Raw genomic sequence first — 25,618 nt, forward strand, 5'->3', positions numbered from 1 at the left:
ATTTATCGATAATCCCAGGTCATACCGGGTCTCAGGCGGAGATAACAATTCCGATTCGGATCGGTGAGTCCACGTACTGGCGGGGGTCGTGGGGTCTCTTTCTCCCTAAGATCCGTGAGTGCCCAACGGGGGTTCCTGAGTTTTGAGTTCGCTGGCGTGCGCACCTATCTGACTGGCGCTCGCCCGAAGGGAAAACCATGATTGCTGTTAAAAGGCGGGGGTCAGCCCGCCTGGGTGCCGCCATGTTGGCGTCCGGCCTGGTCGCGGTAGGCGTGATGGCTGCCGCCGGTACCGCCGCCGCGGATGGCTCGGCCCCGAACCAGGGCGGTGCCACCGCCACGCTGAGCGGTCTCAAGACCTTCGACAAGGCCGTCATCCACGAGGGCGGCAAGGACCAGCGCGTCGGCGCCGGTCTCTTCGAGATGGCTGTCGACAACGGCGGCACCATCCAGACGTACTGCATCGACCTGCACAACCCGACGCAGGACAAGGCGAAGTACGAAGAGAAGTCCTGGAGTGCCACCTCGCTGGCGAGCAACCCCGACGCCGGCAAGATCAACTGGATTCTTCAGAACTCCTACCCGCAGGTGAACGACCTTTCGGCGCTGGCCAAGAAGGCCAAGTCCGGTCCGCTCACCGAGAAGACGGCCGCCGCGGGTACGCAGGTCGCCATCTGGCGCTTCTCCGACAAGGCGGATGTCGACGCGGTCGACCCCGCGGCCGAGAAGCTGGCGGACTACCTCCAGAAGAGCGCTCAGAAGCTCCAGGAGCCCAAGGCGTCGCTGACGCTCGACCCGCCCGCCGTCTCCGGCAAGGCCGGTGACCGGCTCGGCCCGGTCAAGGTCCGCACCAACGCGGACAGCGTCACCCTCACCCCGGGTACCGAGGCCACCGCCGCCGGCGTCAAGCTGGTGGACAAGAGCGGCAAGACCCTCACCAGCGCCGCCAACAACGGCGAGGTGTACTTCGACGTGCCGAAGGGCACGCCCGACGGCACCGCCACGCTGACCGCCCAGGCCGCCACCAAGGTTCCGGTCGGCCGTGCGTTCGCCAGCGCCACCAAGAGCCAGACGCAGATTCTGGCGGGCTCCAGCGAGAGCACCGTGACCGCCACCGCCACCGCCAACTGGGCGGAGAAGGGCGCGGTCCCGGCGGTCTCCGCCGAGAAGAACTGCGCCAAGGGCGGGTTGGACATCACCGCGGCCAACAAGGGCGACGAGGCGTTCACCTTCGAGCTGCTGGACGAGAAGTACACCATCGGGGCGGGTCAGTCGAAGACCGTCACCGCGCCGGTGAAGGAGGACCAGAGCTACACCTTCACCATCAAGGGTCCGAACGGTTTCAAGAAGACCTTCTCCGGCGTCCTGGACTGCAAGACCTCCAGCAGCGGCGGCAGCAGCGACACCCCGTCGAAGCCGAGCCCGGCCTCGGCCGGTGGCGCCAGCAGCGGCAGCACCGGCGGTGGCGACCTCGCCGAAACCGGTAGCAGCAGCAACACCCCGATGATCGCGGGCATCGCCGTGGCGTTCGTGGCGATCGGCGGCGGCGCGATCTTCTTCGTCCGCAGGAAGAACGCGACCGCGGGGGAGTGACCTCGGGGTCACCCTCGGTCGGCGGCGCATCGCGCCCCAAGGGCGTGATGACCGGCGACTGACAGTGATGACACGGCGAAGGGCCGGAGTCCCAGCGGGACTCCGGCCCTTCGTACGCGGTTCGCGGGCGGGCCCGCGGATAACCGGTTTTCGCCTCGGGCTTGGCGTACGGCAAGATGGGGTGTATCTGCCCTCACGCGGTGGGAGCCGCCCAGGACCACGCTGCGGGGCCGCACCTCGATACCTACCAGATTGCCGGACGGTTTCTCTTGGCTGAGTACATCTACACCATGCGCAAGACGCGCAAGGCGCACGGTGACAAGGTGATCCTCGATGACGTCACGCTGAGCTTTCTGCCCGGCGCGAAGATCGGTGTCGTGGGCCCCAACGGCGCCGGTAAGTCCACGGTGCTGAAGATCATGGCCGGTCTGGAGCAGCCCTCCAACGGTGACGCCTTCCTCTCCCCGGGCTACAGCGTCGGCATCCTGCTCCAGGAGCCCCCGCTGGACGAGTCCAAGACCGTGCTGGAGAACGTCCAGGACGGTGTCGCGGACACCAAGCGCAAGCTGGACCGCTTCAACGAGATCGCCGAGCAGATGGCGACCGACTACAGCGATGAGCTGCTGACGGAGATGGGCAAGCTCCAGGAGGACCTGGACCACTCCAACGCCTGGGACCTGGACGCCCAGCTCGAGCAGGCCATGGACGCCCTCGGCTGCCCGCCCGGCGACTGGCCGGTGCTCAACCTCTCCGGTGGTGAGAAGCGCCGCGTCGCGCTCTGCAAGCTGCTGCTGGAGGCCCCCGACCTGCTGCTGCTCGACGAGCCCACCAACCACCTGGACGCCGAGTCCGTCCAGTGGCTGGAGCAGCACCTCGCCAAGTACGCGGGCACCGTCGTGGCCATCACCCACGACAGGTACTTCCTGGACAACGTGGCCGAGTGGATCCTCGAGCTCGACCGCGGCCGCGCCATCGGCTACCAGGGCAACTACTCCACCTACCTGGAGACCAAGCAGACCCGTCTGAAGGTCGAGGGGCAGAAGGACGCCAAGCGCGCCAAGCGCCTCAAGGAGGAGCTGGAGTGGGTCCGCTCCAACGCCAAGGGGCGGCAGGCCAAGTCCAAGTCCCGGCTGGCCCGTTACGAGGAGATGGCCGCCGAGGCGGAGAAGACCCGGAAGCTGGACTTCGAGGAGATCCAGATCCCGCCGGGCCCCCGCCTGGGCAACGTGGTCGTCGAGGTGGAGAACCTCTCCAAGGCGTTCGGTGAGAAGGTCCTCATCGACGACCTCTCCTTCACCCTCCCCCGCAACGGCATCGTCGGTGTCATCGGCCCCAACGGCGCGGGCAAGACGACCCTCTTCAAGATGCTCCAGGGGATGGAGACCCCGGACGCGGGCACCATCAAGGTCGGCGAGACCGTCAAGATCTCCTACGTCGACCAGTCGCGCGCCAATATCGACCCCAAGAAGACGCTGTGGGCCGTCGTCTCCGACGAACTGGACTACATCAACGTCGGCCAGGTCGAAATGCCGTCCCGGGCCTATGTCTCCGCGTTCGGCTTCAAGGGCCCGGACCAGCAGAAGCCAGCGGGGGTGCTCTCCGGCGGTGAGCGCAACCGCCTCAACCTCGCGCTCACCCTCAAGCAGGGCGGCAATCTGCTGCTCCTCGACGAGCCCACCAACGACCTGGACGTCGAGACCCTGTCCTCCCTGGAGAACGCGCTGCTGGAGTTCCCCGGCTGCGCCGTGGTGGTCTCCCACGACCGCTGGTTCCTGGACCGCGTCGCCACGCACATCCTGGCGTACGAGGGCGAGTCCAAGTGGTTCTGGTTCGAGGGCAACTTCGAGTCGTACGAGAAGAACAAGGTCGAGCGGCTCGGCGCGGACGCGGCCCGTCCGCACCGCGCCACCTACAAGAAGCTCACCCGGGGCTGAGCGGATGGCCCGGCACATCTACTCCTGCCCCCTGCGCTGGTCCGACATGGACGCGTTCGGCCATGTCAACAACGTGGTCTACCTCCGCTATCTGGAGGAGGCCCGCGTCGACTTCATGTGGCGGCTGGCACCGGGGGACGGGAGCGAGGCGTTCACCGGCGGGGTGGTCGTGTCCCGCCACGAGATCGACTATCTGAAGCCCCTCGTCCACCGGCACTCCCCGGTGACCATCGAGACCTGGGTGACGGAGATCCGTGCCGCCTATCTGACCCTGCGGTACGAGGTCAAGGACGAGGACGGGGTGTACGCGCGGGCCGCCACCCGCCTCGTCCCGTTCGACCTCGAACAGGGGCGTCCGCGCCGGGTCAGCCGTGAAGAGGTGGAGTTCCTCACGGAGTACCTGGAGCCCGCCGCGCCCGCCAAGGGCGCCGGGCGGGACGGGCGGCCGGAAGGGGCCCTCACGGTATGACGGTCGCCCGCCACGAGCTCCACTTCGCCGACGCCGGGGAGGCGGCCGATCTGGCCGCCTTCCTGGCCCGGCTGATCCACTACGACCGCGCCGCGGCGGTGCGGCTCCAGGCGGGCGCGGGTGTGCTCGCCGTCTTCGGCCGTCCGCCGTCCTTCGAGGTGCTCGCGATCCGCACCGCGCGGGTGGAGGCGACGGTCATGGGCGGTGGCGAGGGGACCCCGGACACCACGGTCTCGGCCGGTGAGTTCGCGGACGCGCTGGACACGGCGCTCGCCGCGCGGACCACCGCCGGGCAGGAGCCGCTGGTGGTTCCCGTGCCCGACGCCGTCACCGGTCCGCCATGGGCCGGGGTGCTGCCGCCGCGCGGCGGCTGGCGCCGGATCGAGGGGCTGCCGGGCGCGGACGAGGTGCGGGCGGCGGTCTCCGCCGCGGTCGCCGAGTTCCGGGCGCGTGACGAGGCCCTGCCCGAGGAGCGCCGGACCCGCGCCGAGCGCGACCGCATCGGCCGTGAGATCTGGTCGCGCACGCTGGGCTCCACCGGGCTGCCGCTGCGTGCCGTGCACGCGGCCCAGTCGCTGGGCTTCCTCCGCCCGGCCCGCGCCGCGGCGGGCGTCGGCGCCGGCCACACCGGGGGAGCGGCGCAGGAGCCGGTCGCCGAGCCGCTGGCCCTGCTGTCCGCGGGCGGGTGGCTGCGGCTGCGCACCCCGTACGGCTCGGTGGCGGTCCGGACCTCGGGGCTGCCCGGTCTGACCGTCTCCCCGGCCTGACCGTCACCCCGGCTGAACCCCGCCTCGCTTGCTCGCGAATCCTGTCCGATCCCGCCGCCGGTGTCTGCCCGGCGGTGTGCCGGGGGCCGTTCAGCCCTCGGTGTTGACCATGGACGCGGCCGCGTAGGTGAGGTAGTTCCACAGCTGCCGCTCAAGGTCCGGGGCGAGCTCCAGCTCGTCCACCGCGTCGCGCATATGACGCAGCCAGGCGTCATGGGCCGCGCGGTTCACCGTGAACGGGGCATGCCGCATCCGCAGCCGCGGATGGCCGCGGTTGTCGCTGTAGGTGCGGGGACCGCCCCAGTACTGCATGAGGAAGAGCGCCAGCCGCTCCTCCGCCGGTCCCAGATCGTCCTCGGGGTACATCGGCCGGAGCAGCGGGTCCTCCGCGACCCCCTGGTAGAAGCGGTGCACCAGACGACGGAAGGTCTGCTCGCCGCCGACCTGCTCGTAGAAGGTCTGCTCCTGAAGTGTGCCGCGCGGAATGTCTTTCACGCCTCCATGCTCTCAGACCACCCGGCTGGCGGAAGGGGGCGTGGGTCGCGGCCCGGAGGCGGGCGCAGGACAGTGGAGTCATGGGCAGCACGGGCGGTCGTACCCGCGGCGCGCCGGAGCCCGGCCCTCGCGCCGCGGCCGACGCCCCTTACGCGGCGACGGACGACCCCGGCGCCACCGAGGCCGCGGCGCGGGCGCGGAACGGGCTGGTGCGGCGGCTCACGGAGGACGGCGCGCTCACCGATCCCCGCTGGTGGGCGGCGTTCGAGGCGGTGCCGCGCCATCTCTTCGTGCCCTACTACTACGAGGCGGGCGAGGGGCGGGTCGGGTCGTACGCGGCGCAGGGGAGCGGGAGCGCCGGCTACGCCCGGCTGTGCCGCGATGATCCGGATCCCTCGCGCCGGGCGCGCTGGCTGGCCGGAGCGTACGCCGACGCGCCCCTGGCGACGCGGATGCGCGGGGGTGAGCTGATCTCCTCCAGCAGCCAGCCGTCGTTGATGGCGCGGATGCTGGAGGCCCTCGAGGTGGCGGACGGCAACAGCGTGCTGGAGATCGGCGCGGGCACCGGCTACAACGCCGCGCTGCTCGCCCACCGGGTCGGCGACGAGCGGGTCACCACACTCGACCTGGATGCGGAGATCACGGACGCCGCCCGTGCCCAGCTGGCCGCGGCCGGTTTCCGTCCGGCCGTCGTCACCGGTGACGGGGCTCGCGGCTGGCCCGACCGCGCCCCCTACGACCGGATCATCGCCACCTGCGCGGTGCCGTCCGTGCCGGGGGCCTGGCCCGGCCAGTGCCGACCGGGCGGGCTGATCCTCACCCCGCTCGCGACCGGGCTGATCGCGCTGCGGGTCCCCGACGCCGGACACGCGGAGGGGCGCTTCCTGGCCACTCCCGCCTATTTCGTCCCGCTGCGCGGCACCGCTCCGCCGCCCTCGGTCTCCACCCACGGCATTCCGCCCCGGCCGCTGATGGACGACTCCTTCCGCTTCCTGCTGAACCTGGTCGCGGGCCGGATGGAGCCGGTCGAGGCCCTCGCGCTCTGGGAGCACGAGGACCGGCCGGGGCGCGAGCGCTACGGCGTGACGGTGCGGGGCGACCGCCAATGGGCCTGGCTGGACGACCCGGAGGGCCCGTACGGCTGGCCGCTGGGCCCCGGCCGCTGACCGGGGCCGCGGCCCCGGGCGGGACCCCGGCCCGTTCCGGCCGGACCGCCACCCGGTGGCCGCGGCCGGTGCTCAGCCTCGGCGGACCGTGATCGTCGTCCAGGCGCCCACATGGACGCGGTCGCCGTCCTGGAGGGGGATCGGGACGTATGGCTGGATCGGGTCCTCACCACCGTTGATCGTGGTGCCGTTCGTCGAGTCCTGGTCGACGACCGACCAGCTGCCGTCCGGCTGCTGGACGAGCACCGCGTGCTGATGCGAGACGCCCGGGTCCTCGGGCGGCCGTCCGAGGTCGATATCGGGGGACTCGCCCGTGCTGTGGCGTCGGCGGCCGATGGTGATCTGCTGGCCGTTGAGCGGCAGCTGCTGCTCGGGGGAGTACGCCGGGAGGTTCAGCCCGGCCGCCTCCGGACCGCTGCGGTGCATCATCGCCATGAAGTACTCGCGGTCCGGTGCGACAACCGCGACCCACCCGGCGGGCGACGGCGGAGCCCCGCCGTGCTCGAACGGGGAGGGCGGCGTCGCGTGCTGCTGCTGCGGCGGCGGGGGCGGACCCGGGTGCCCCTGGTACGCCGGAGGAGGCGGGGGCGGCGCGGCGCCCGGGAACTCGTCATGGCCGTACGGCGGTGCGGGCGGCGCGGGCTGTGCCGCGCCCTGCGGCGGCTGCGGATAGCCGTATCCGTACTGCGGCTGCGGCTGCTGCGGCTGCTGCGGGGGCGCGGCCGGACCGGCACCGGCCTGCGGCGGCGGCAGCGTCCAGTCGTCGTCGCCGAACCCCTGGCCGGGCGGCGGGCCCGGCTCCGCGCTGGGCAGCGGCTCCGCCGGGCGGTTCATCTGGGACGGGCGCGACGCCTGGTAGTCACCGCCGTGCGGGGGCTGCTGGCCCTGCGGCGGGAATGGCTGCGGCGGACCCGGCAGCGGCGGCGGGGCGAACCCGCCGGACGAGGGCGGGGAGTACGGAGTGGGTGACTGCGTCAGGAAGTTGAACCGGCACTCCTCACAGAACGGGGCCTGTGCCTCCCGCGGGGTACGGCACTGGGGGCACAGCTCCGCCTGGAAGGTGGCGTCCGGCTGCGGTGGTGTGGGCGCGCCGGGGTAGCCGTAGCCACCGCCCGTACCGCCGGGCGGGGGCGGCGGCGCACCAGGACCGCCGTACGGCGGGGGTGCGCCCGGTCCGCCGTAGGGCGGCGGCGCGCCGGGACCGCCGGGAGGCGATGCTCCGGGGCCGTGCGGGGGCGGGCCCGCCGGGCCCGGGAAGCCGTAACCGCCGGGGGCACCCGGGGCTCCTGGCATCGGGGGCGGCGGAGGCGGGGGGACGGCGCCGGCCGGCATCGGCGTCCCCGACATCCGGTGGCCACACACCTCGCACCAGTCGTCGGCCGTCGATTGGTGGCCGTTAGGGCATGTCGGCATGTCGGTGATCCCCCTCGTGTGCCGTTCTTGGCGTTTCCTGCTTGGATGTGCTGCTTTTTCTGCTATTTCTTAACGCGAACTGTCTTGGTGGAACGCGTTTCGAGTGTCATCTCGTCCGCTTCCGCGACCTTCGCCTTCAGTCGCACAGTACCTGTCGCCGCGTCGACGACGTCCACCACCTTCGCGAGCAGCCTCGCGGTGCCCTCGTTCCCGGAGGCGCTGGCCAGCTGAACCGCCCGCCCCAGCTTGGCGGTGGCTCCTTCGATATCTCCCGACTTGCGGGCATCCATCCCCTGTTGGATGACCTGGGCCAGTTCCGCCTGACCTGTGTAGTGCGCGACATGGCTGTTCATCGCGGTGGAGGCGACCACGTCATCCGTCCACACCGCCCGTACCAGCCCCTGCGCCAGCGGGGCCGCGGGGCCGCCGTCCGGCTGTGGCAGCACCAGGGAGACCCGCGCCGCGAGCATCTCCCGGCCGAGCTCGGCCGCGGGCACCCGGACACACACGTGGTAGTCGCGGGACTCGTCCCCCCAGGAGCCCGTCGGATAGTCGGCCGCGCGCGGACCGGCCTCGGTGCGCCGGGCGGACAGATCCTCGACCGTCGGTGCGACCTGTTTCACAAAGGCCACCTCGGCGCCCATCGGGGTCCACAGCCGCAGACTGACGTCGGCGACCTCCTTGCCCATCGCCGTTTCCATCATCCCCGTGAAGTCGCCGGACAGATCGGCGGGGTCGGCGACGATATCGGCCGTGCCGAGCAGCGCGGAGGCGATCCCGGTGACCTCCTTGACCTCCCAGTCCGTGCCCACCCCGCGGGCGTCGCAGGTGAAGCGGCCCGCGCAGGCCTCCAGCGCCGCCCGCAGATCCTCCGGCTTCTCATGCTCGTTACGGCCGTCGGTCAGCACGATGCCGTGGCGGATGGCGACGTCGGCGGAGGCGAGCAGCCGGTCGGCCAGCATCAGCCAGGTGCCGATCGCGGTGCCGCCGCCCGCGCTCAGGGTGCGCAGCGCGTCCTTGGCCAGGGCGCGGGTCTCCGGATCGGCGGTCGCCAACCGGCCGTCGCCCGGGAAGACTTCCACCGCCTTGTGGGTGCCCGCGACCACCGCGAAGGCGACACCGTCGCGCACCGTGTCGATCGCGGCGGCCGTCGCGTCCCGGGCGTTGCGCATCTTGGTCGGTGGGTAGTCCATCGAACCGGAACAGTCGACCATGATCACCACGGCCGCGTCGGGGGAGGCGCCCCCGCCGTCCCGCGGGCCCGGGAGCTGGCCGGGCATCGGCATCCCGCCGGTGGTCCCGCCGCCGGTCGAGGTGACCGTGACGATCGCGTTCACCTCGCGGGCGCCCTCGGGGAGGTACGGGTTCTGGTCGACCTCCACCGAGAAACGCGGCGCTTGGGACTTGGAGAAAGTGGCCATCGGGTTCGCTCCTCGGCGCTCCATGCGATCTGTCCCATAGTGGTCCATGGACAGGTCGTCCTATCGACAAAAAGGGCCGAGCGGAGCGGCAGCGCACAGCGGCGCCCGCCGGAGGAGACCACCACGGCTCCCCCGCGCCCCCACGCGACGGCGGTGCTCCGTGGGACCTCCACGAGCCGTCGTCGCGCCGCGGAGGTCCGTCTCACCCGGCGGGGATCCGCGACCCCCCTCGAGCCGTCAGGCGGATCCTGCCCTCCCCCGTGGAGCGGGGAACGGCACCACCGCCACTGTTACGTTGTCGTGGCCCCCGCCGTCGAGGGCGTGACCCACCAGTACCTGGGCGCTGTGCAGCGGCCGGGACCTGGCGTCCGGAGGGACCACCATGGCCATCTCCTCCGCGGACTCGGCGTAGTTCCACAGTCCGTCGGTGCAGACCACCACCACCCCCGGGCGGTCCGGTTTGAACGACGCGGTGTGCGGCTCCAGTTCATAGGCGTCCGCGCCGAGCCAGCCGGTGATGGCGTGGGCCCGCTCGTCCGCGTACGCCTCGGCCTCCGACATCAGCCCGGCGGCCACCATCTGCGCGGCCCAGGAATCGTCCTCGGTGAGACGGGCGGCCGGGGTCGTACGGTCGTCCGGCACCCAGTAGGCGCGGCTGTCCCCGATCCAGCCCACGGTGAGGATGCCGGGGGTGACCACCGCGCTGACGATGGTGCACGCCGGGGCGTTCTGATGGCGCTGCTGCTGTTCCTCGTGGGCGGCGGACCCGGGCTCCAGCGCCAGTGAGTTGACCGCCTCGGCGGCGGCCATGATCGCCTCGTTCATGGCCTGCTGGGGGTGGGCGCCGCGGGGGAGCGCGGTCCGCAGCGACGCTTCCGCGGCGTGGGCGGCGGCGGCCGAGGCGTCATCCGGGCGGGTGGCCGAGGAGACGCCGTCACAGACGACCGCGACCACGGCCGGGGTGCCGTCGGGCAGCGCGGCGGCCGAGAGCGAGAACGCGTCCTCGTTGCGGTGGTGGCGCAGGCCACGGTCGCTGGCCGCGGCCACCCCCTCCAACTCGCGCTCCATATGGTCGCGCTCGCGTGCCTGCGCATGGCCGCAGTGCTCGCAGTAACCGTCCTGGTCGATGGTGCCCTCCTGACACGCGACACAGCGGGGGCGGCCCGCGCCGCCGTTCAGCCGGGGATCCGCTCCGCCGCCCGCCACCGGGGGAGCCGGGGCCTGGGCCGGAGCCGGGGCCGGAGCCGCCAGTGGATAGTCCGCCGGCTCCGGAGCCCGGCCGGAGGGCGTGCCGCCCGCGGAGGGCACGCCCGCGGACGTACCGCCCGCGGAGGGCACGCCCGCGGACGTACCGCCTGTGGACATACCGCCCGAGGGCGCCGGGCCCGGCGGCGCGGCCGCCGTCAGGTCGGCGCCGCAGTTATCGCAGTAGTGGTCCCCCGACTGCGGCGGCTCTTCACAGGTCGGGCAGGCTGACAGCTGGGGAAGCTGCGGCATCTGCGACATCGATCACACCCACGTCCTGGGGCGGAGACGGTTGGCCCGCTCCACCAGTTCGATCCTTTCCTCGCCCCGCTGCGCGAGCCTGGCGAGTACCCGGTACGAGCGCTCCAATCCGAAGCGCAGCCCGCGCTCGTCCAGGCTGCTGCCGAGCAGAGGCGGCCCGGTGTGACCCGGAGGCGCCCCGCTGCTGCCGGACAGTATCCAATCCAGCGCACTGCCGAGCACTTCCGTGCGCAGCCGCTCGCGCCGCACCGCGTCCAGTCCGAACTCGCCCAGCCGCTCGACCTGGAGGGCCGAGGCCGTCAGATCGGCCAGCAGGGCGTCATACGGGGCGCGCTGGCGCAGCCGCGCCCGTACCGCCGCGACCCGCGCCGCCGTGTAGTGGATCGACGACTCCGGCACCGACTCCAGGACGTGCACCGCCCCGGCCCGGTCCCCGGCGCACAGCCGCACCCGGGCCAGCCCGAAGGCGGCGCTCACGAAGCTGGGGTCGGTCGTCCACACCAGGCGGTAGTACTCCGCCGCGTTGTCCAGCTGGCCGAGCACCTCGGCGCAGACCGCCAGCGCCAGCTTGGGGGCGGGCTCGCCGGGGAACGCGTCGTAGACGGCGTCGAAGGAGAGCGCGGCCGTCGCGTGGTCGCCGGTGGCCAGCGCGTGCAGCCCCCGGTACCAGACGATCCGCCAGTCGTCGCTGTACGCGGCCTCCAGACCGGTCAGCGCGGTGCCCGCCTCCCGCGCCTGGCCCAGCTCCAACTGGGCCCGTACCCGGCGCAGCCGCAGCTCCAGCGAGTCGGCGGGGGCGCTCTCGAGGGCGGCGGTCAGCTCCGCGGGCGCGGCGGCCAGCAGCCCGGCGAGGAATCCGGCGTTGGGATCGGCCTGGTCCACCAGCGGCACCGGCAGTGCCAGGGCGGTGGCCCGGGCGTCCAGCGGGGCGATGGCGGGCAGCGACAGGGGCGGTGGCCCCGGCCGCTGGCCGAGGGGCCCGCCCGTGCCGCCCTGGCCGTTCGCTGCCGGGCCGCTCGCCGTCCGGCGGCCGGTCTCCCGCGCGCCCAGTACGGACGGATCCTGGTCCTGACCGGCGAACACCTCCGTGTCCACCACCCGCGGCTCGGGCCCGAAGAGGGTGGACAGCGCGGGCCGCGGCCGACCGCTCTGGACCGCCACGACCTCCCGCAACACCCCGGTCAGCTGGTCGGCCATCTCCTGCGCGGAGGCGAACCGGCGGCCCGGGTCCGGGTCGGTGGCCCGCACCAGCAGCCGGTAGAACGACTCATAGCGCCGGAAGACCTCGATGTTCTCCGGGTCGGGCAGGCTGTCCGCGTAGACGTTGGTATAGCCCTGGAAGTCGAAGGTGAGCACCGCGAGCGTGCGCGCCACCGTGTACAGGTCGGAGGAGACCGACGGCCCGGCGTCCGAGATCTCGGGCGCCTGGTAGCCGACGGTGCCGTAGATCGCGCTGTCCTCGTCGTCCATCCGCCGGACCGCGCCCATGTCGATCAGCTTCAACTGGTCCTGCTGCTGTATCGCGTTGTCGACCTTGAAGTCGCAGTAGAGCAGATTGCGGCTGTGCAGATGGCCCAGGGCCTCCAGCGCCTCGATGCCGTACGCGCACGCCTGCTCCACCGGCAGCGGATCCCGGCGGCCGTCCGCGGCGCGCCGGTCGTTGGCGATGTCCTTCAGCGACTTGCCGCCCACGTACTCCATGACGATGTAGCCGTCGAGGCTGCCGGTGCGCTGGTCGAGGTGTTCGACGAAGTTGTAGATGCGGACGATGTTCGAATGCTCGATCTCGGCGAGGAAGCGGCGCTCGGAGACGGCGACCGCGAGCGCGTCCTCGTCACCGGTGTCCAGCAGGCCCTTGAGCACCACCCAGCGGTCGGAGACCGCGCGGTCTATGGCCAGATAGATCCAGCCCAGACCGCCGTGGGCCAGACAGCCCGCCACCTCGTACTGCCCGTGCACCACATCGCCGGGGCTCAGCTTCGGTACGAACGAGTACGGATGACCGCACTTGGTGCAGAAGCCCTCGGTGCGGCCCGGACGGTCGCCGCGGGAGCGGCCCACCGACGCCCCGCAGTCCCCCCGGCTACAGAACCGCTTGCGCTCCGGCACCTCGGGGTCGGCCAGCACCGCCGCCCGCGGATCGGGACGCGGCACCTCCGGGACGCTGACCAGGCCCGCGCCCAGCGCGTTCCGCCCGGAGGCGGAGGAGGTGGAACGGGAGCTGCGCACCGAGACCGAACGCGCCGAGGACCGCCCCGACAGCGAGGAGCGGGACAGCCGCCCGGAGACCGAACGCCGCGACGAGGAGGAGCGCGCCGACCGCGAGCCGCCCGAGGACCGGGCCGAGGGCGCGGAGCCGCTTCGGCCCCCGCCCGCGACCCCGGTGGGGGGTGAACTCACCAGCCCCGCCGGGGAGACGACCGGAGCCATCCCGCAGGTGTCGCAGTACAGCTCGCCGCCGCCCACGTCCTCGTAGGAGCCGCCGCACTCACGCCGCTGGCAGCTGACCGCTTCACTCATGCCGTGCCCCCTGGGTGCCGTGATCGGTGGGGCCCGCCTGGCGGGGTACGAGGGCGTCGGCCGCGGCCCGCTGGTAGCGCAGCACCGCCTGCTCGGCCGCCCGCAGATCGCACGGGGCGCTCCACAACATCCGGCGCGCCGCGTCGTACCGCTCCACCAGCAGCGGATCCTCCGCCATTCCATGCCGGGCGACCTTGGCCTTGTACGCGTCGAGCCGGCCGCGCAGCTCGGCGCGGACCGCGAGCGGCGCGGTCACCGCCGTCAGGGACTCCCGGGCCCGCAGCAGCTCGTCGTCGGCGCGCTGCTCCAGGCTCTCCAGCAGTGGCGAGAGCCGGTGCCACTGGGAGCGCCTGCGGTAGTCGGCCGCGGCCACCAGCTGTTCATGCAGCACGGTGGGCGGGCCGCTGACCGCGGGCACCTCGGAGGCCGCGATCTTCGCCAGCACCTCGCCGCGCGCCTGCCGGGCCTCGGCCAGGGTGCGGTCGGCGCGGGAGAGCACATCGCGCAGCCGCATCAGCCGCCGCTCCGCGTCCTGCCGTACGTCCAGCACGGCTTCGATCTCGCGCCGCACATCCTCCAGGGCACGGGCCGCGCGGTCGTACCGCTCGGTGTCCGGGGAGCCGCCGCCCGGCGCCGAACTGCCGCTCTTCCTCGGCTTCCAGAACGCCAGCGGATCGGAGACCACCTCGGCGCGGAGCGCGGTCAGCTCGGTGGTGATCCGCTCCAGATCGTCGCCCGAGGGGTGCTCACCGGGGCGCACACCCACCGAATGCGCCAGGGAACGGGTGCGGTGCAGCTCGGCGGAGAGCATATCGATCCGGGCGGGCAGCGCGGACCACACGGCGTCCGCGGTGACGATGACGTCCAGCGCCTCGGCGTACCAGCGGTTCATCCGGTCCACCAGCCGGTCCAGGCTCAACTGCTCGCTCAGCAGCGGCGATCCGGTGAGGGTGGCACTGCTGGGCAGGGTGATCCCGGGGCCGCGCAGCAGCTCGGTGAGGTCGGCCAACTCGCCCGGGGTGGGCCAGCGGTGGCGGGCGCGCAGCTCACGGGCGCGGGTGAGGGTTTCGGTGTACGCGTCGAAATAGCTCCACAGCAGGGAGACGGCCTGTTCGGTGGTGGCCCAGCGCTCCTTGGTGACACCGGTCAGCTCGGCGCCCTCCAGGAGTCTTCTGCCCGCGTGGTCCTGGAGAGCGAGCAGCGAGGTCTCGATGGCCTCGTGCTCGGCGGCGAGCTTCGCCAGCGCGCGGTCCACCTCCTCGCGGCCCATGGCCGGCCCGTCGGGTGTCCCCGCTGAACTGGGGAAGGGTCCCGGGACCCCCATCGATCACCTCTCCGTGTCCGTATCCGCCGTGTGATCCGTTACCGCGTCATCCCTACGCGTGCGGGCCGGGCGCTAATCCTTACCGGTCCGTCATCCTCGAATCGCCGTCCGCCGCCGCCCCTTTCCGCTTCCGTCCCCGGCCGTCTTCCCCGGCCTCCGGCACCCCGTCCGTCAGTCCCTGTACACGGGGTCCGGCGGGGCCGGTTTCTCCTGCGCCCCGCCGAAGTCCTCCGCGAGCCACTTGCGGTAGGCGCGCATCCAGGGGCTGCTGTCACCGCCCTCGCGGTAGTCCGCCAGGACCTTGTTGACCCGGCGTACCAGGTCCTTGTCGTCCTTGTTCATCGCCACGCCGTACAGCTCGTCGGTGAATCGGGAGCCGACCAGCTTGACGGAGGGGTCCTGGGCGGCCTGGCCCGCCGCCAGCGCATTGTCCGTGATCACCGCGTCCACCTGGCCCAGTTGCAGCCTGACCAGGCAGTCGAGCTGATTGGGGACCGGTTTGACCTTGATCGCGCCGAGTGCCTCGGCACCCGTCTCCGGCTTGTCCAACTCGGCCTCGGCGGTGGAACCCTGTGCGGTGCACACCTTCTTGCCGCGCAGCGTCCTGTTGTAGCCGGTGGTGGACGAGCCCTCGCCCACCAGCACCTGCTGACCGGCCTGGAAGTAGGCGGTGGAGAACGCCACATCCTTGATCCGGTCGCAGTTGATGGTCATGGTGCGCACCACCACATCCACCTTGCCCTGCTGAAGGGCCTTGATGCGCTGACTGGTGGGGATGGTGCGGTAGATGACCGCGTCCGGATCGCCGAAGATGTCCTTGGCGATGGCGCGCACGATGTCGATATCGAAACCGGTGAGGTCGCCGGTGGCCGGATCGCGGTAGCCCCAGCGGTAGCTGTTCTGGTCGACGCCCGCGATCAGCTTGCCGACCTTGTGGCCATTGATCTCACGGTTCTTGATCCGCTTGATGGCCGGGCCGCTCGCACCGGACGGCCGCAGACTCGCCTCCGGCTTCTCACAGCTGTCCGCGGCGGTCCGGTGTCCGGCCCGCAGGGCCTGCGGCCGCCGGTCGGCGGCGGTGCTCCGGCCGCTGTCGTCCTGGCCGTCCACCATGGCGGGCGCCACGATCGCCGTGGCCACCCCCAGGGCGCACACCGCCACCGCGGCGGCAGATCGCACCGAGCGCATGCTGATGCCCCCCATCACCCTCATCGGTACTCCGACAGTCTGCGGCCTATGCCCAGCACCGCGCCCACGGCCCCGAGCACCGCCAGCGCCGCGGCCCCGGCGGCCATCGCGGTGAACGCGCCCCGCCCGTCGTCGGCGGCCCGCTGGAACTCCCGCTGCTCATGGTCGACGGCCTTGGCCAGCAGGGTGTCCACGGTGTCGAAGGAGCCACCCGTGCTGTCCTCGGTGCCGATGACCTTCTTCAGCGCCTCCCCGTAGTCACCGGCGTCATCGGCGCTGCGGGCGGCCCGGTGCCGCTTCTGCCACTCCTGGACCGCCGAGCGGGCGCTGTCCACCGGATCGCGCCCGGCGCTGTCGTCGGCGGCCTCCCGCGCACCGCGCAGATCCCCGGCCAGGCTCTTCATCCGGGAGCCGTAGCTGACCTCATAGGCGTCCTTGCCCTTGTCCGGGCCGTCCTTGTCGATGACGACCGCGCCGCGCGCGACCAGCGTCAGATTCTCGTCGGCCCGGGCCCGGAGGGCGTCGATCCGCGCCGCGTTGAGCACGTGCAGGGACTGCGCGCCGTGCTCATCGGAGTCGCTCAGCTGGGCCCGCGCGACGGCGTGGCCGACCACCGTCCACAGCAGCACCACCGCGGCGGCGGCGGTGGCGGCCAGCAGACCGTGGTTGAACACCCGGTTGGTACGGCGGTAGTGACGGCGCTGCGCCCAGCCCAGCGCGCCCAGCGCGATCACCCCGGCGCCGAGCGCCGCCCAGGGCCAGGCCCTGGCGTCCCCGTAGTCCTCGCCGAGGCGGGCCGTCTCCGCCTCGTAGAGCCTGCCGGCCGCGGGGAGCAGCTCACCGCGCATGGTGTCGTTGGCATAGCGGAGATACGCGCCGCCCAGCGGCAGCCCCTGGCGGTTGTTGGCGCGCGCGGACTCCACCAGACCGGTGTAGACCGGCAGCAGCCGGTTGATCGTGCGTATCTCGTCCCGGGCGGAGGCCGCGCCCTCGGTGGTGGCCGCGGCCCGCACCAGCAGCTGGGAGGCGGTGTCGATGTCCTTCTCGTACCGCTGGCGGACCGCCGCGGGCTCCTCCTTGCCCGCCAGGAAGCCGCTGGCCGCCGTGGTGTCGGCATCGGCCAGCGAGCGGTAGATCCGGGCGGCGTCGGCGCTCAGCGGCGCGCTGCGGTCGGCCACCGCGTCCGCCGCGGACTGGCGGTCCGCGACCTGCCAGGCCGTCACCGCCCCGAACGCCACCACCAGCACGGCCAGCACCGCTCCGATGATCCGCAGCCGCCCCGGCTCGGTCGTGGCCGCAGCCCGCGCCCGGTCGACGCCCTCGCGCCACGCGGTGCGCGGCGGAGCCGCGGGCGCGGGCGGCGGTGCGGCTCTGCCGGTGGTCGGCGGGTGTGACACAAGACCTCCCCCTCGGTCCGGATCCCCTCGGTCGTTCTCGCAGGACGTCCCCCGGCATGACGGGAGACGGCTACCCGGCAGCAGTATGACCGCGGGCCCGGGACCGGGTCACCGGTCTTGCCCCGATCTTGCTCGGATCGGGATCTTCCCGGTGCGATCGCGCATTCCCTGCCCCTCTCTACTTTCCTTACGTCCGGGGCGGTCGCGCGGTTCCACTCCTCCCGTCCAAACCCTCAGTCACGGGCGTATTGCGCCCGCAACCGGGCGTGCGCCCCGGCGGGCGCCCCCATGCGGTCCAGACCGAGCAGCGCGGCGCCGAGCACCGGCGGGGCGGTGACCACACGCGGCTCCGCCTTGGGGGCGCGCACGGTGAGGAGTTCGCGGATCCGGTCGTCCAGCAGGGGATGACGGGCCGCCAGCACCCCGCCGCCCAGGATCACCGGGGTCGGCTCGGCCAGCAGATCCAGCCGGGTCAGCGCGACCGCGGCCAGCGCGACCACCTCCTCGGCCTGCCGGGCCACGATCGCGCGCGCCACCGGATCGCCGGACGCGGCCACCGCGAAGAGCACCGGCGTCAGCTCCAGCCGCCGGGTGGCCCGGACCACCCCCAGATGCAGCGCCTCGATCAGTTCGTACATCGTGGTCAGGCCGAAGTGCGCGGGCAGGGCGCGGGCCAGCTCGGTCGGCTCGCCCCGGCCGTCCTCGGCGCGAGCCGCCCACCACAGCGCCTCCTCGGACAGAAAGCCCCCGCCGCCCCAGTCGCCGGAGATCCGGCCGATGGCCGGGAAGCGGGCGGTCCGGCCGCCGTGGCCGAGCCCCGCGCAGTTGATGCCCGCCCCGCAGACGACGGCGACTCCGGTCGGTTCACCGGCGTCCGCCACCCCGGCCCGCAACAGCGCGAAGGTGTCGTTGGCCACGGTGACCCCGGCGCCCCAGCGGCGGGCGGCCAGCGCGTCGGTCAACTCCTCCTCCTCGGCGGGCAGATCGGCGTTGGCCAGACATGCCGAGATATGGCCGATCCGGGCCGGTCCCGGGCCGCCCGCCGTCAGGGCCGCCCGCGCCACCAGCGGCGCCAGCGCGCCCACCGCCTGCTCGGCACCCACCACCGGTGGCCGGAAACCGCCGCCGCGGGCCGTGCCGAGGACCGCACCGTCCAGCGCCACCAGCGCGATGTCGGTCTTGCTGTTGCCCGCGTCGATCGCGAGGACGGCCCGGCCCCCCGCGGCCGGAGGCGGTACGGACTGGGTCAGATCCACGCCAGATGCTCCCGGTTGTGCGCGATCAGGTCATCGGTCAGCTTCTCGGCGTACTCGATCTGGCCGATGAGCGGATGGGCGAGCAGCGCCCGGAAGATCCTCTCCCGCCCGCCCCTCAGCGCCGCCTCCAGCGCCAGCTCCTCGTACGCCGTCACCTGGCCGATCAGCCCGGCGAACAGCGGCTCCAGGGGGCGCACCGGCAGCGGCTCGGCGCCCCGCGCGTCCACCGTCGCCGGGACCTCGATCACCGCGTCGTCGGGGAGGAACGGCAGGGTGCCGCCGTTGAAGGTGTTGACGATCCGCACCTCGCCGGTGTCCCGCAGCAGCGAGGAGGTCAGGTCGACCGCCGCCTCCGAGTAGAACGCCCCGCCGCGCCTGCCGAGCAGTTCGGGCTTGTGGTCGAGCGCCGGATCGCCGTACATCGCCAGCAGCTCCCGTTCGATCGCCGCGACCTCCGCCGCCCGCGACGGCCGGGTCCGCTGCTCCCGCACCACCGCGTCGTGCTGGTAGAAGTAGCGCAGGTAGTAGGAGGGGACGACGCCGAGCCGGTCCAGCAGGGCGCGCGGCATCCGCAGGTCCCCGGCCACGGCGTCACCGTGCTCGGCGAGCAGCGCGGGCAGCACATCCGCACCGTCCGGGCCGCCGATCCGCACGGCGCGCTCCCAGGTGAGGTGGTTGAGCCCCACATGGTCCAGCCACACCTCGCCGGGCGCGACGCCCAGCAGCTTCGCGAACTTCCGCTGGAAGCCGATGGCCACATTGCACAGCCCGACCGCCCGGTGACCGGCCGACAGCAGCGCCCGGGTGACGATCCCCACCGGATTGGTGAAGTCCACGATCCAGGCGTGCGGGTTGCGCGCACGCACCCGCTCGGCGATGTCCAGCACCACCGGGACCGTACGCAGCGCCTTGGCCAGCCCGCCCGCCCCGGTGGTCTCCTGGCCCACACAGCCGCACTCCAGCGGCCAGGTCTCGTCCTGGTCGCGGGCGGCCTGGCCGCCGACGCGCAGTTGCAGCAGCACCGCGTCCGCCCCGTCCACGCCCGCGTCCAGGTCTGCGGTCCAGGAGATCCGGCCGGGGTGGCCCTGCCGGGCGAAGATCCGGCGGGACACCCCGCCGACCAGCTCCAGCCGGTCCGCGGCCGGATCGATCAGGACCAGCTCCTCCAGCGGGAGCAGATCCCGCAGCCGGGCGAATCCGTCCACGAGTTCGGGGGTGTAGGTGGATCCCCCACCCACCACTGCGAGCTTCAACCCTTGACTCCTGTCAGTGTGACGCCTTCGACGAAGGCTTTCTGGGCGAAGAAGAAGACGACGATGACGGGGGCCATGACCAGCAGGGTCGCGGCCATCGTCAGGTTCCAGTTGACGCTGTGCGCGCTTTTGAAGCTCTCCAGGCCGTAACTGAGCGTCCAGGCACCGGGATTCTGCGCGGCGTAGATCTGTGGGCCGAAGTAGTCGTTCCAGCAGTAGAAGAACTGGAAGAGGGCGACGGCGGCGAGGCCCGGCTTCGCCATCGGGACCACCACGCGGAGCAGGGTGCGCAGTTCCCCGCAGCCGTCGATCCTGGCCGACTCCAGGTATTCGCGGGGAATCGTCAGAAGGAACTGGCGCAGCAGGAAGATGGAGTACGCGTCACCGAATGCCATCGGAATGATCAGCGGCCAGAGCGAACCCGACAGATGGAGCTGCTGGGCCCAGACCAGATACATCGGGATGACGATGACCTGGGGCGGCAGCATCATCGTCGAGATGACCAGCAGCATGGCGGTCCGGCGGCCCCGGAACCGGAATTTCGCCAGAGCGTAGGCCACCGGGAGGGAGGAGCAGACGGTGAAGAGGGTGCCGAGTCCGGCGTACAGCAGGGAATTGCGCCACCAGTCCGCGAATCCGGGAGTGGTGAAGACCTCCGCGTAATTCGACCATTTCCACTCATGCGGCCACAACTCGCCGCTCATCGCCTGCTCATCGCTCATCACCGAGGTGAGGAGGACGAAGACGAACGGCAGAAGGAAGAAGAGCGCCGCGGCGAGGGCGACGGTGTGCACGGCGATCCACTCCAGGGCCGCGCGGCGGCGGGCCGCGGGGGCGGGGGAGCGGCGGGTGGCGGGGCGCGAAGGGGCGGAGGGCGCCGGGAGGGTGGTGGTCGCGGTCATTGCGGATCGGTCCTCTCAGCCCTCGGCTCAGGCTCGGTACTCGTCGGTCGTCGGCTCGGCACGGCTCCTCGGCTCAGTCCTCGGCCGACAGCAGCCCGGAGCGGCGCCGCATCAGCAGCGTGGTCACGGCCATCGCGAGGGCGAAGAGCACCAGCGAGAGCACACATGCGGCGCCGGTGTTGAAGTTCTGGAAGCCGAGCGAGTAGACGAGCTGCGGCACGGTGAGCGTGGAGTGGTCGGGATAGCCGGGCTGGATCACCGAGCCGGGGCCGACGCTGACGCCGGAGGCCAGCTTTCCGGCCACCAGCGCCTGGGTGTAGTACTGCATCGTCTGCACCACACCGGTCACCACCGCGAACATCACGATCGGGGTGATCGACGGCCAGGTCACATAGCGGAAAGTGGTCAGCGCCCCGGCGCCGTCCAGCTCGGCCGCCTCATATTGCTCGCGTGGGACGTCCAGCAGCGCGGCCATGAAGATGACCATGAGGTCGCCGATGCCCCACAGCGAGAGCATCACCAGCGAGGGCTTGGCCCAGTTCGGATCGTTGAACCAGTTGGGGGCGTCGATGCCCACCTTCCCGAGGATCGCGTTGACCGGTCCGGTGCCGGGGTTGAGCAGAAAGACAAACGCGACCGTGGCCGCCACCGGCGGGGCCAGATACGGCAGATAGAACGCCGTCCGGAAGAAGCCCACCCCGGTCTTCACCTTGGTGACCAGCAGTCCGATGCCCAGTCCGAAGACCACGCGCAGCGCGACCATCACCACGACCAGCCACAGCGTGTTCCATAGCGCCGGGCCGAACAGCGGCATCTGTTCCCACACATACCGCCAGTTCCGCAGACCCACGAAGGTGGGGGGCTCGATCTGGTTGTAGTGCATGAAGGAGAAGTAGACGGTGGCGATCAGCGGATAGCCGAAGAAGACCGTGAAGCCGACCAGCCAGGGTGAGAGAAATCCGAGGGTGCGCAGCCGCTCGCGGAGGACTTTGCGGCGCAGGGCAGAGGCGGGGGCGGGGGCGAGAGGGGCCATGGCGCGCTCCATCAGTTCCGAGCCTGGAGATTGTCGGCGTCGATCTGCTCGTCCAGCTCCCTCAGCCCCCGGCCGAGGTCGCGCACCCGGCCCGATTCCACCTCATAGCCGAAGTCCTGGAGCGAGACGACGTACTGCCCGCCGTTGACCGAGGCCGGAAGGGCGCTGCTGTAGCGGTTTCCGGCGATGCGCAGGAAGGTACGGAAGGCCGGGTCGGAGTCCAGCTCCGGGGAGGCGAGCGCGGCCTTGGTGGACGGCACATTGTGAATGGCGTTGGCGAAGGCGACGACCTGGTCGGTGTCGGAGGTCAGGAATTCCACCAGCTTCCAGGCGGCGTTCTGATGGGTGCTGCTGTGCGCGATGCCCACGACCGTGCCGGTGAGATAGCCCCGGCCATACGTCTCCGGCCGGTCGTCCGGAACGGGCAGTGGCGCGGTGCCCCAGCGGAAGGGGGCGTCCTTCAGGAAGAGGCCGCGCCATTCGCCGTCCAGATGCATGGCCAGCTTTCCGGTCAGAAAGGCGTTCTGCGCGGACATCTCATCGCCGAAGGAGGTACGGAACTTCTCCAGCGGGCCGTAGCCGCCCTGGCTGCGGATCAGCTCCCGCTGGGTGGCGAAGAACTCCCTGGCCGCCGGTTCCTGCGCCAGCCGTGCCTTTCCGTCCTCGCCGAAATAGGACGGCCCCCACTGGGCGAACAGCCGGTCCGGACTGTTCTGGTAAAGGCGGAAGTTGGGCATGAAACCGACGCGTTCATAGCCACCGCCCTTGGTGCGCCGGGTCAGTTCGGCCGCGTCCCGCGTGAACTCCGACATGGTGCGCGGCGGGCGCTCGATACCCGCCTCCTCGAAGGCGTCCTTGTTGTAGTAGAGGCCGTACGCGTCGGCGAGCAGCGGCAGGGCGCACTGCTCGCCCTGGTAGCGCGTGTAGTCCAGCAGGGTGGCGGGGAACACCCGGTCCTTGTCCAGCCCGGTCTTCTTCATGAAGGGGTCGAGATCGACCCACATTCCGGATGAGCAGTACTGCCCCACGTTGTTGGTGGTGAAGGAGGAGACGACGTCCGGGGCGTCGTCCCCACCGGCCCGCAGCGCCTGGTTCACGGTGGCGTCGGTGACGTTTCCGGTCGCCTTGACCCTGATGTTGGGATGGAGCCGTTCGAACCGGGCGATGCTGTCATCGATCGCCTTGACCTCGTTCTTCTCCGCCCAGCCATGCCAGAACCGCAGCGTCACGGGCTTGGTCGGGTCGTCCTCGGCGCTGCCGGTGCTGGGGTTGGCGCAGCCCGTCAGCACCAGGGCACAGCTGCTCAAGCCCGAGAGGAGGAATGCCGTTCGTCGTGCCGATGCCGTATGTCGTGCCATGGGGACGCCCTTCGGAGGCGGAGGCGGGGGCGGGGCGGGGGAGTCACACGTCGAAGCGGGTGGTGTCGAAAACGGTGTGGCGCGCATCGGCCAGGGCCTGCCGCAGTGCGCCGAGGAGAATCGGATCGCCGTCCAGCGCGCTGATCCGTATCTCCGGCCTGGGCAGGGCGAGTCCGGTCAGCTCTGCCTCCACCAGCTCCCGCAGCCGCTCCCCTCCGGCCTGGGCGATCTCGCCCGACAGCACGACCAGTTCGGGGTCGACCACCGCGACGACGGAGGCGAGTCCGGTGGCCAGCCGACGGGCCAGCTCGGTGAGCACCGCATCGCCCGCGCCGGGGGTGCGCAGCGCCGCGGTCAGCGCCTTGGCGGCGGTGGGCGCGTCGATGCCGTGCTCATGGGCCAGCTCCAGCACGGCGGGTGAGCCGACGAGCTTCTGGAACCCCCCGCCCGCGTCCGGCCGGGCGGCGTCGTCCTGGCCACCGCGGGCGAGCGGTGCCCCCGGCAGCGGCATATAGCCGATCTCCCCGGCCCCGCCGGTGGCCCCGCGGAGCAGGGCGCCGCCGAGCACGATGGCCGCGCCGACCCCCTCGTCGGCCCAGACCAGTACGAAGTCGTCGAAGTCCTGGGCGGTGCCGTGGTGTTGTTCGGCGACGGCCGCGAGATTGACGTCGTTCTCGATGACGACCGGGGTGCCCAGCACCTCGGCCAGGTCGTCCCTCAGGGTGCGGGACTGCCAGCCGGGCAGATGGGGCGCGTAGCGCAGGGTGCCGGTACGCGGGTCGAGCGCGCCGGGGGTGCCGATCACGGTGGAGCGTGGCGCGCCTTGCTCCAGCCCGGCGGCGGCCAGCGCCCCGTCCACGGCCTCGGCCACCAGCTCGGCGGTGCGGGCGCGGAGCGCCGGGTCGCCCGCGGCGGCGGCCACCCGGTACTCGCCGACGGTCCGGCCGGTGATGTCGGCGACCACGGCGGTGATGCCCGCCTGGTCCACCGCGAGCGCGGTCACATGGGCGGCGGCCGGATCGATCTCGTACAGCTGGGCGTTGGGCCCCGGCCGCCCGGTCACATTGCCGGTGGTGCGGACCAGACCGGCGGATTCCAGCCGGGACAGCAGCTGGGAGGCGGTGGGCTTGGACAGCCCGGTCAGCTCCCCGAGCCGGGTCCGGGTGAGCGGTCCGTGCGCGGCCAGCAGCTCCAGGGCGGCCCGGTCGTTCATGGCGCGCAGCACGCGCGGGGTGCCGGGTGTGCTGCCGGATGCTGCGGCCATGCGGTGCCCCGTCTCCGCGGCTCGGATGAGTCGCCTACCTCGCTCTGTTAAGAAACTTTCCTATTGATGAACAGGAAAGTAGGCGCCGCTCCGCGCGGCGTCAATGGGTACGACCGGGCGGCGTCAGTGGGTACGACCGGCAAGAGACGCTCCAGGAGCGAGGGCCCCCGGAAACGACGGACGCCACCGTCCCCGGAGCGGGGCGGGAGCGTCGTCTCGGGCGGCGGCCCTGTGCGTCACTTCTGTACGGGCGGCGGGGCGGCCGCCGGGGCGGTGGGCGGCGGGATCGCGCTCGCGGCCTGGGACTGCGGGGAGTCCGGGTTGCCCAGGGCCGAGGGCGCGGAGACACCCGAGGACGGATCGGCGGCCGCCGTGTCCAGCGCCGCCCCCTCGGGCCGGCCGACCAGCGGGATGCCCTCGTCCTCCAGCGCCTTCTTGATCCGCCAGCGCAGCTCGCGCTCGACGCCCAGTGCCTTGCCCGGCATGGTGCGCGCGGAGACCCGCACCACCATGGAGTCCAGATAGACCGCGTCCAGTCCCAGCACCTCGACCGGCTCCCACAGCCGCTCGTTCCAGGGCTCGTCCTTGGCCATGTCCACGCCGACCTGCGTGATCACCGCGCGGACCCGGTCCAGGTCCTCGTCGGCTCGCACCTGGACGTCGACGCTCGCGGTGGCCCAGCCCTGGCTGAGGTTGCCGATCCGCTTCACCTCGCCGTTGCGCACGTACCAGATCTCGCCGTTGTCCCCGCGCAGCTTGGTGACGCGCAGCCCGACCTCGATCACCTCACCGGAGGCCACCCCGGCGTCGATGGAGTCGCCCACGCCGTACTGGTCCTCGAGGATCATGAAGACACCGGAGAGGAAGTCGGTGACCAGGTTGCGGGCGCCGAAACCGATCGCGACACCGGCCACACCGGCGCTGGCGAGCAGCGGTGCGAGATTGAGCTTCAAGGCGGAGAGGATCATCAGCCCCGCGGAGCCCATGATCATGAACGAGGCGACGGAGCGCAGTACCGAGCCGATCGCCGCGGACCGCTGCCGTCGCCGCTCCACATTGACCAGCAGTCCGCCGAGCGCGGTGCCGTCGACCGCCTGGGCGGTCCGGTTCATCCGGTCGATCAGCTTGGTGATGGCACGCCGGACGAGGGAGCGGGCCACAAACGCGATCACCAGGATCAGCGCGATGCGCAGCCCGACACTGAGCCAGGTGGACCAGTTCTCCTCGACCCACCCCGCGGCGTTGGTGGCGCTCTCCTGTGCGTCGTCGATCGTCGTCGGACGAGGCGTCGAGTCAGCGGCCAGAGCAGCGGACCAGAACACAGCAGAAACCCTTCGTGTGCGACATGCCCACACGGATC

General features: G+C 71.9%; 20 protein-coding genes. 5 read left to right on the forward strand and 15 right to left on the reverse strand.

What is annotated here, in order from left to right; all coding sequences use genetic code 11:
• Positions 1 to 197 precede the first annotated feature (197 nt).
• The 4 genes from AB0C66_RS06595 (at position 198) to AB0C66_RS06610 (ending at position 4,762) form a co-directional block, all read left to right on the forward strand.
• Complete coding sequence (locus AB0C66_RS06595) at positions 198 to 1,592, forward strand: Cys-Gln thioester bond-forming surface protein (RefSeq protein WP_362433727.1); 1,395 nt, start codon at positions 198 to 200, stop codon at positions 1,590 to 1,592.
• Between the two features lie 269 nt (positions 1,593 to 1,861).
• Positions 1,862 to 3,526, forward strand: coding sequence for an energy-dependent translational throttle protein EttA (gene ettA / locus AB0C66_RS06600; protein ID WP_362433729.1), 1,665 nt, complete (start codon positions 1,862 to 1,864; stop codon positions 3,524 to 3,526).
• Positions 3,527 to 3,530: 4 nt separating this feature from the next.
• The gene (locus tag AB0C66_RS06605; protein WP_362433731.1) at positions 3,531 to 3,995 is read left to right on the forward strand and encodes a thioesterase family protein; all 465 of its coding nucleotides are present in this window, start codon (positions 3,531 to 3,533) and stop codon (positions 3,993 to 3,995) included.
• The gene (locus AB0C66_RS06610) at positions 3,992 to 4,762 is read left to right on the forward strand and encodes a hypothetical protein (RefSeq protein ID WP_362433733.1); all 771 of its coding nucleotides are present in this window, start codon (positions 3,992 to 3,994) and stop codon (positions 4,760 to 4,762) included. The genes AB0C66_RS06605 and AB0C66_RS06610 overlap by 4 nt, the downstream gene beginning before the upstream one ends.
• A 90-nt stretch (positions 4,763 to 4,852) precedes the next feature.
• Here the strand turns inward: AB0C66_RS06610 and AB0C66_RS06615 are convergent, their stop codons facing one another.
• The gene (locus AB0C66_RS06615; RefSeq protein ID WP_176182937.1) at positions 4,853 to 5,257 is read right to left on the reverse strand and encodes a globin; all 405 of its coding nucleotides are present in this window, start codon (positions 5,255 to 5,257) and stop codon (positions 4,853 to 4,855) included.
• An 80-nt stretch (positions 5,258 to 5,337) separates the two neighbouring features.
• On the opposite strand from AB0C66_RS06615, the gene AB0C66_RS06620 reads away from it, so the two are divergent.
• Positions 5,338 to 6,423: a methyltransferase domain-containing protein gene (locus tag AB0C66_RS06620; RefSeq protein WP_362433735.1), complete on the forward strand. Its 1,086-nt coding sequence runs from the start codon at positions 5,338 to 5,340 to the stop codon at positions 6,421 to 6,423.
• 72 nt (positions 6,424 to 6,495) lie between these two features.
• Here AB0C66_RS06620 and AB0C66_RS06625 read toward each other — a convergent pair whose 3' ends face one another.
• The 14 genes from AB0C66_RS06625 to AB0C66_RS06690 all read right to left on the reverse strand — a co-directional run bounded on the left by AB0C66_RS06625 (position 6,496) and on the right by AB0C66_RS06690 (position 25,580).
• Entirely contained in the window at positions 6,496 to 7,836 is a 1,341-nt protein-coding gene (locus AB0C66_RS06625; RefSeq protein WP_362433737.1) for an FHA domain-containing protein, read from the reverse strand.
• 62 nt (positions 7,837 to 7,898) lie between these two features.
• The gene (locus AB0C66_RS06630; protein ID WP_362433739.1) at positions 7,899 to 9,257 is read right to left on the reverse strand and encodes a VWA domain-containing protein; all 1,359 of its coding nucleotides are present in this window, start codon (positions 9,255 to 9,257) and stop codon (positions 7,899 to 7,901) included.
• A gap of 237 nt (positions 9,258 to 9,494) precedes the next feature.
• Positions 9,495 to 10,763, reverse strand: a complete 1,269-nt coding sequence (locus AB0C66_RS06635) for a PP2C family protein-serine/threonine phosphatase (protein WP_362433740.1) — start codon at positions 10,761 to 10,763, stop codon at positions 9,495 to 9,497.
• A 3-nt stretch (positions 10,764 to 10,766) separates the two neighbouring features.
• Positions 10,767 to 13,283, reverse strand: a complete 2,517-nt coding sequence (locus AB0C66_RS06640) for a tetratricopeptide repeat protein (protein ID WP_362433741.1) — start codon at positions 13,281 to 13,283, stop codon at positions 10,767 to 10,769.
• A complete protein-coding gene (locus tag AB0C66_RS06645; protein ID WP_362433743.1) occupies positions 13,276 to 14,607 on the reverse strand; it encodes a hypothetical protein in 1,332 nt (443 codons plus the stop codon). Before AB0C66_RS06645 ends, AB0C66_RS06640 begins: the two co-directional genes overlap by 8 nt.
• A gap of 171 nt (positions 14,608 to 14,778) precedes the next feature.
• On the reverse strand, positions 14,779 to 15,795 hold the full coding sequence (locus tag AB0C66_RS06650; protein WP_362435520.1) for a glutamate ABC transporter substrate-binding protein: 1,017 nt from the start codon (positions 15,793 to 15,795) through the stop codon (positions 14,779 to 14,781).
• A 20-nt stretch (positions 15,796 to 15,815) separates the two neighbouring features.
• Entirely contained in the window at positions 15,816 to 17,192 is a 1,377-nt protein-coding gene (locus AB0C66_RS06655) for a hypothetical protein (RefSeq protein ID WP_362433746.1), read from the reverse strand.
• 233 nt (positions 17,193 to 17,425) lie between these two features.
• Positions 17,426 to 18,448 carry a BadF/BadG/BcrA/BcrD ATPase family protein gene (locus AB0C66_RS06660; RefSeq protein WP_362433749.1) on the reverse strand — a complete coding sequence of 341 codons (1,023 nt, stop codon included), beginning with the start codon at positions 18,446 to 18,448 and terminating at the stop codon, positions 17,426 to 17,428.
• On the reverse strand, positions 18,439 to 19,701 hold the full coding sequence (locus tag AB0C66_RS06665; protein WP_362433752.1) for a 6-phospho-beta-glucosidase: 1,263 nt from the start codon (positions 19,699 to 19,701) through the stop codon (positions 18,439 to 18,441). The genes AB0C66_RS06660 and AB0C66_RS06665 overlap by 10 nt, the downstream gene beginning before the upstream one ends.
• The gene (locus AB0C66_RS06670) at positions 19,698 to 20,603 is read right to left on the reverse strand and encodes a carbohydrate ABC transporter permease (protein ID WP_362433754.1); all 906 of its coding nucleotides are present in this window, start codon (positions 20,601 to 20,603) and stop codon (positions 19,698 to 19,700) included. Before AB0C66_RS06670 ends, AB0C66_RS06665 begins: the two co-directional genes overlap by 4 nt.
• Before the next feature lie 73 nt (positions 20,604 to 20,676).
• Positions 20,677 to 21,636, reverse strand: coding sequence for a sugar ABC transporter permease (locus tag AB0C66_RS06675; protein WP_362433757.1), 960 nt, complete (start codon positions 21,634 to 21,636; stop codon positions 20,677 to 20,679).
• Between the two features lie 11 nt (positions 21,637 to 21,647).
• A complete protein-coding gene (locus tag AB0C66_RS06680; RefSeq protein WP_362433759.1) occupies positions 21,648 to 22,994 on the reverse strand; it encodes an ABC transporter substrate-binding protein in 1,347 nt (448 codons plus the stop codon).
• 43 nt (positions 22,995 to 23,037) lie between these two features.
• Complete coding sequence (locus AB0C66_RS06685; protein WP_362433761.1) at positions 23,038 to 24,258, reverse strand: ROK family transcriptional regulator; 1,221 nt, start codon at positions 24,256 to 24,258, stop codon at positions 23,038 to 23,040.
• 236 nt (positions 24,259 to 24,494) lie between these two features.
• Positions 24,495 to 25,580, reverse strand: a complete 1,086-nt coding sequence (locus AB0C66_RS06690; protein WP_362433764.1) for a mechanosensitive ion channel family protein — start codon at positions 25,578 to 25,580, stop codon at positions 24,495 to 24,497.
• Between the last annotated feature and the right edge of the window lie 38 nt (positions 25,581 to 25,618).

This window comes from Streptomyces sp. NPDC048636 (assembly GCF_040650655.1).
Classification (GTDB): Bacteria; Actinomycetota; Actinomycetes; order Streptomycetales; family Streptomycetaceae; genus Streptomyces.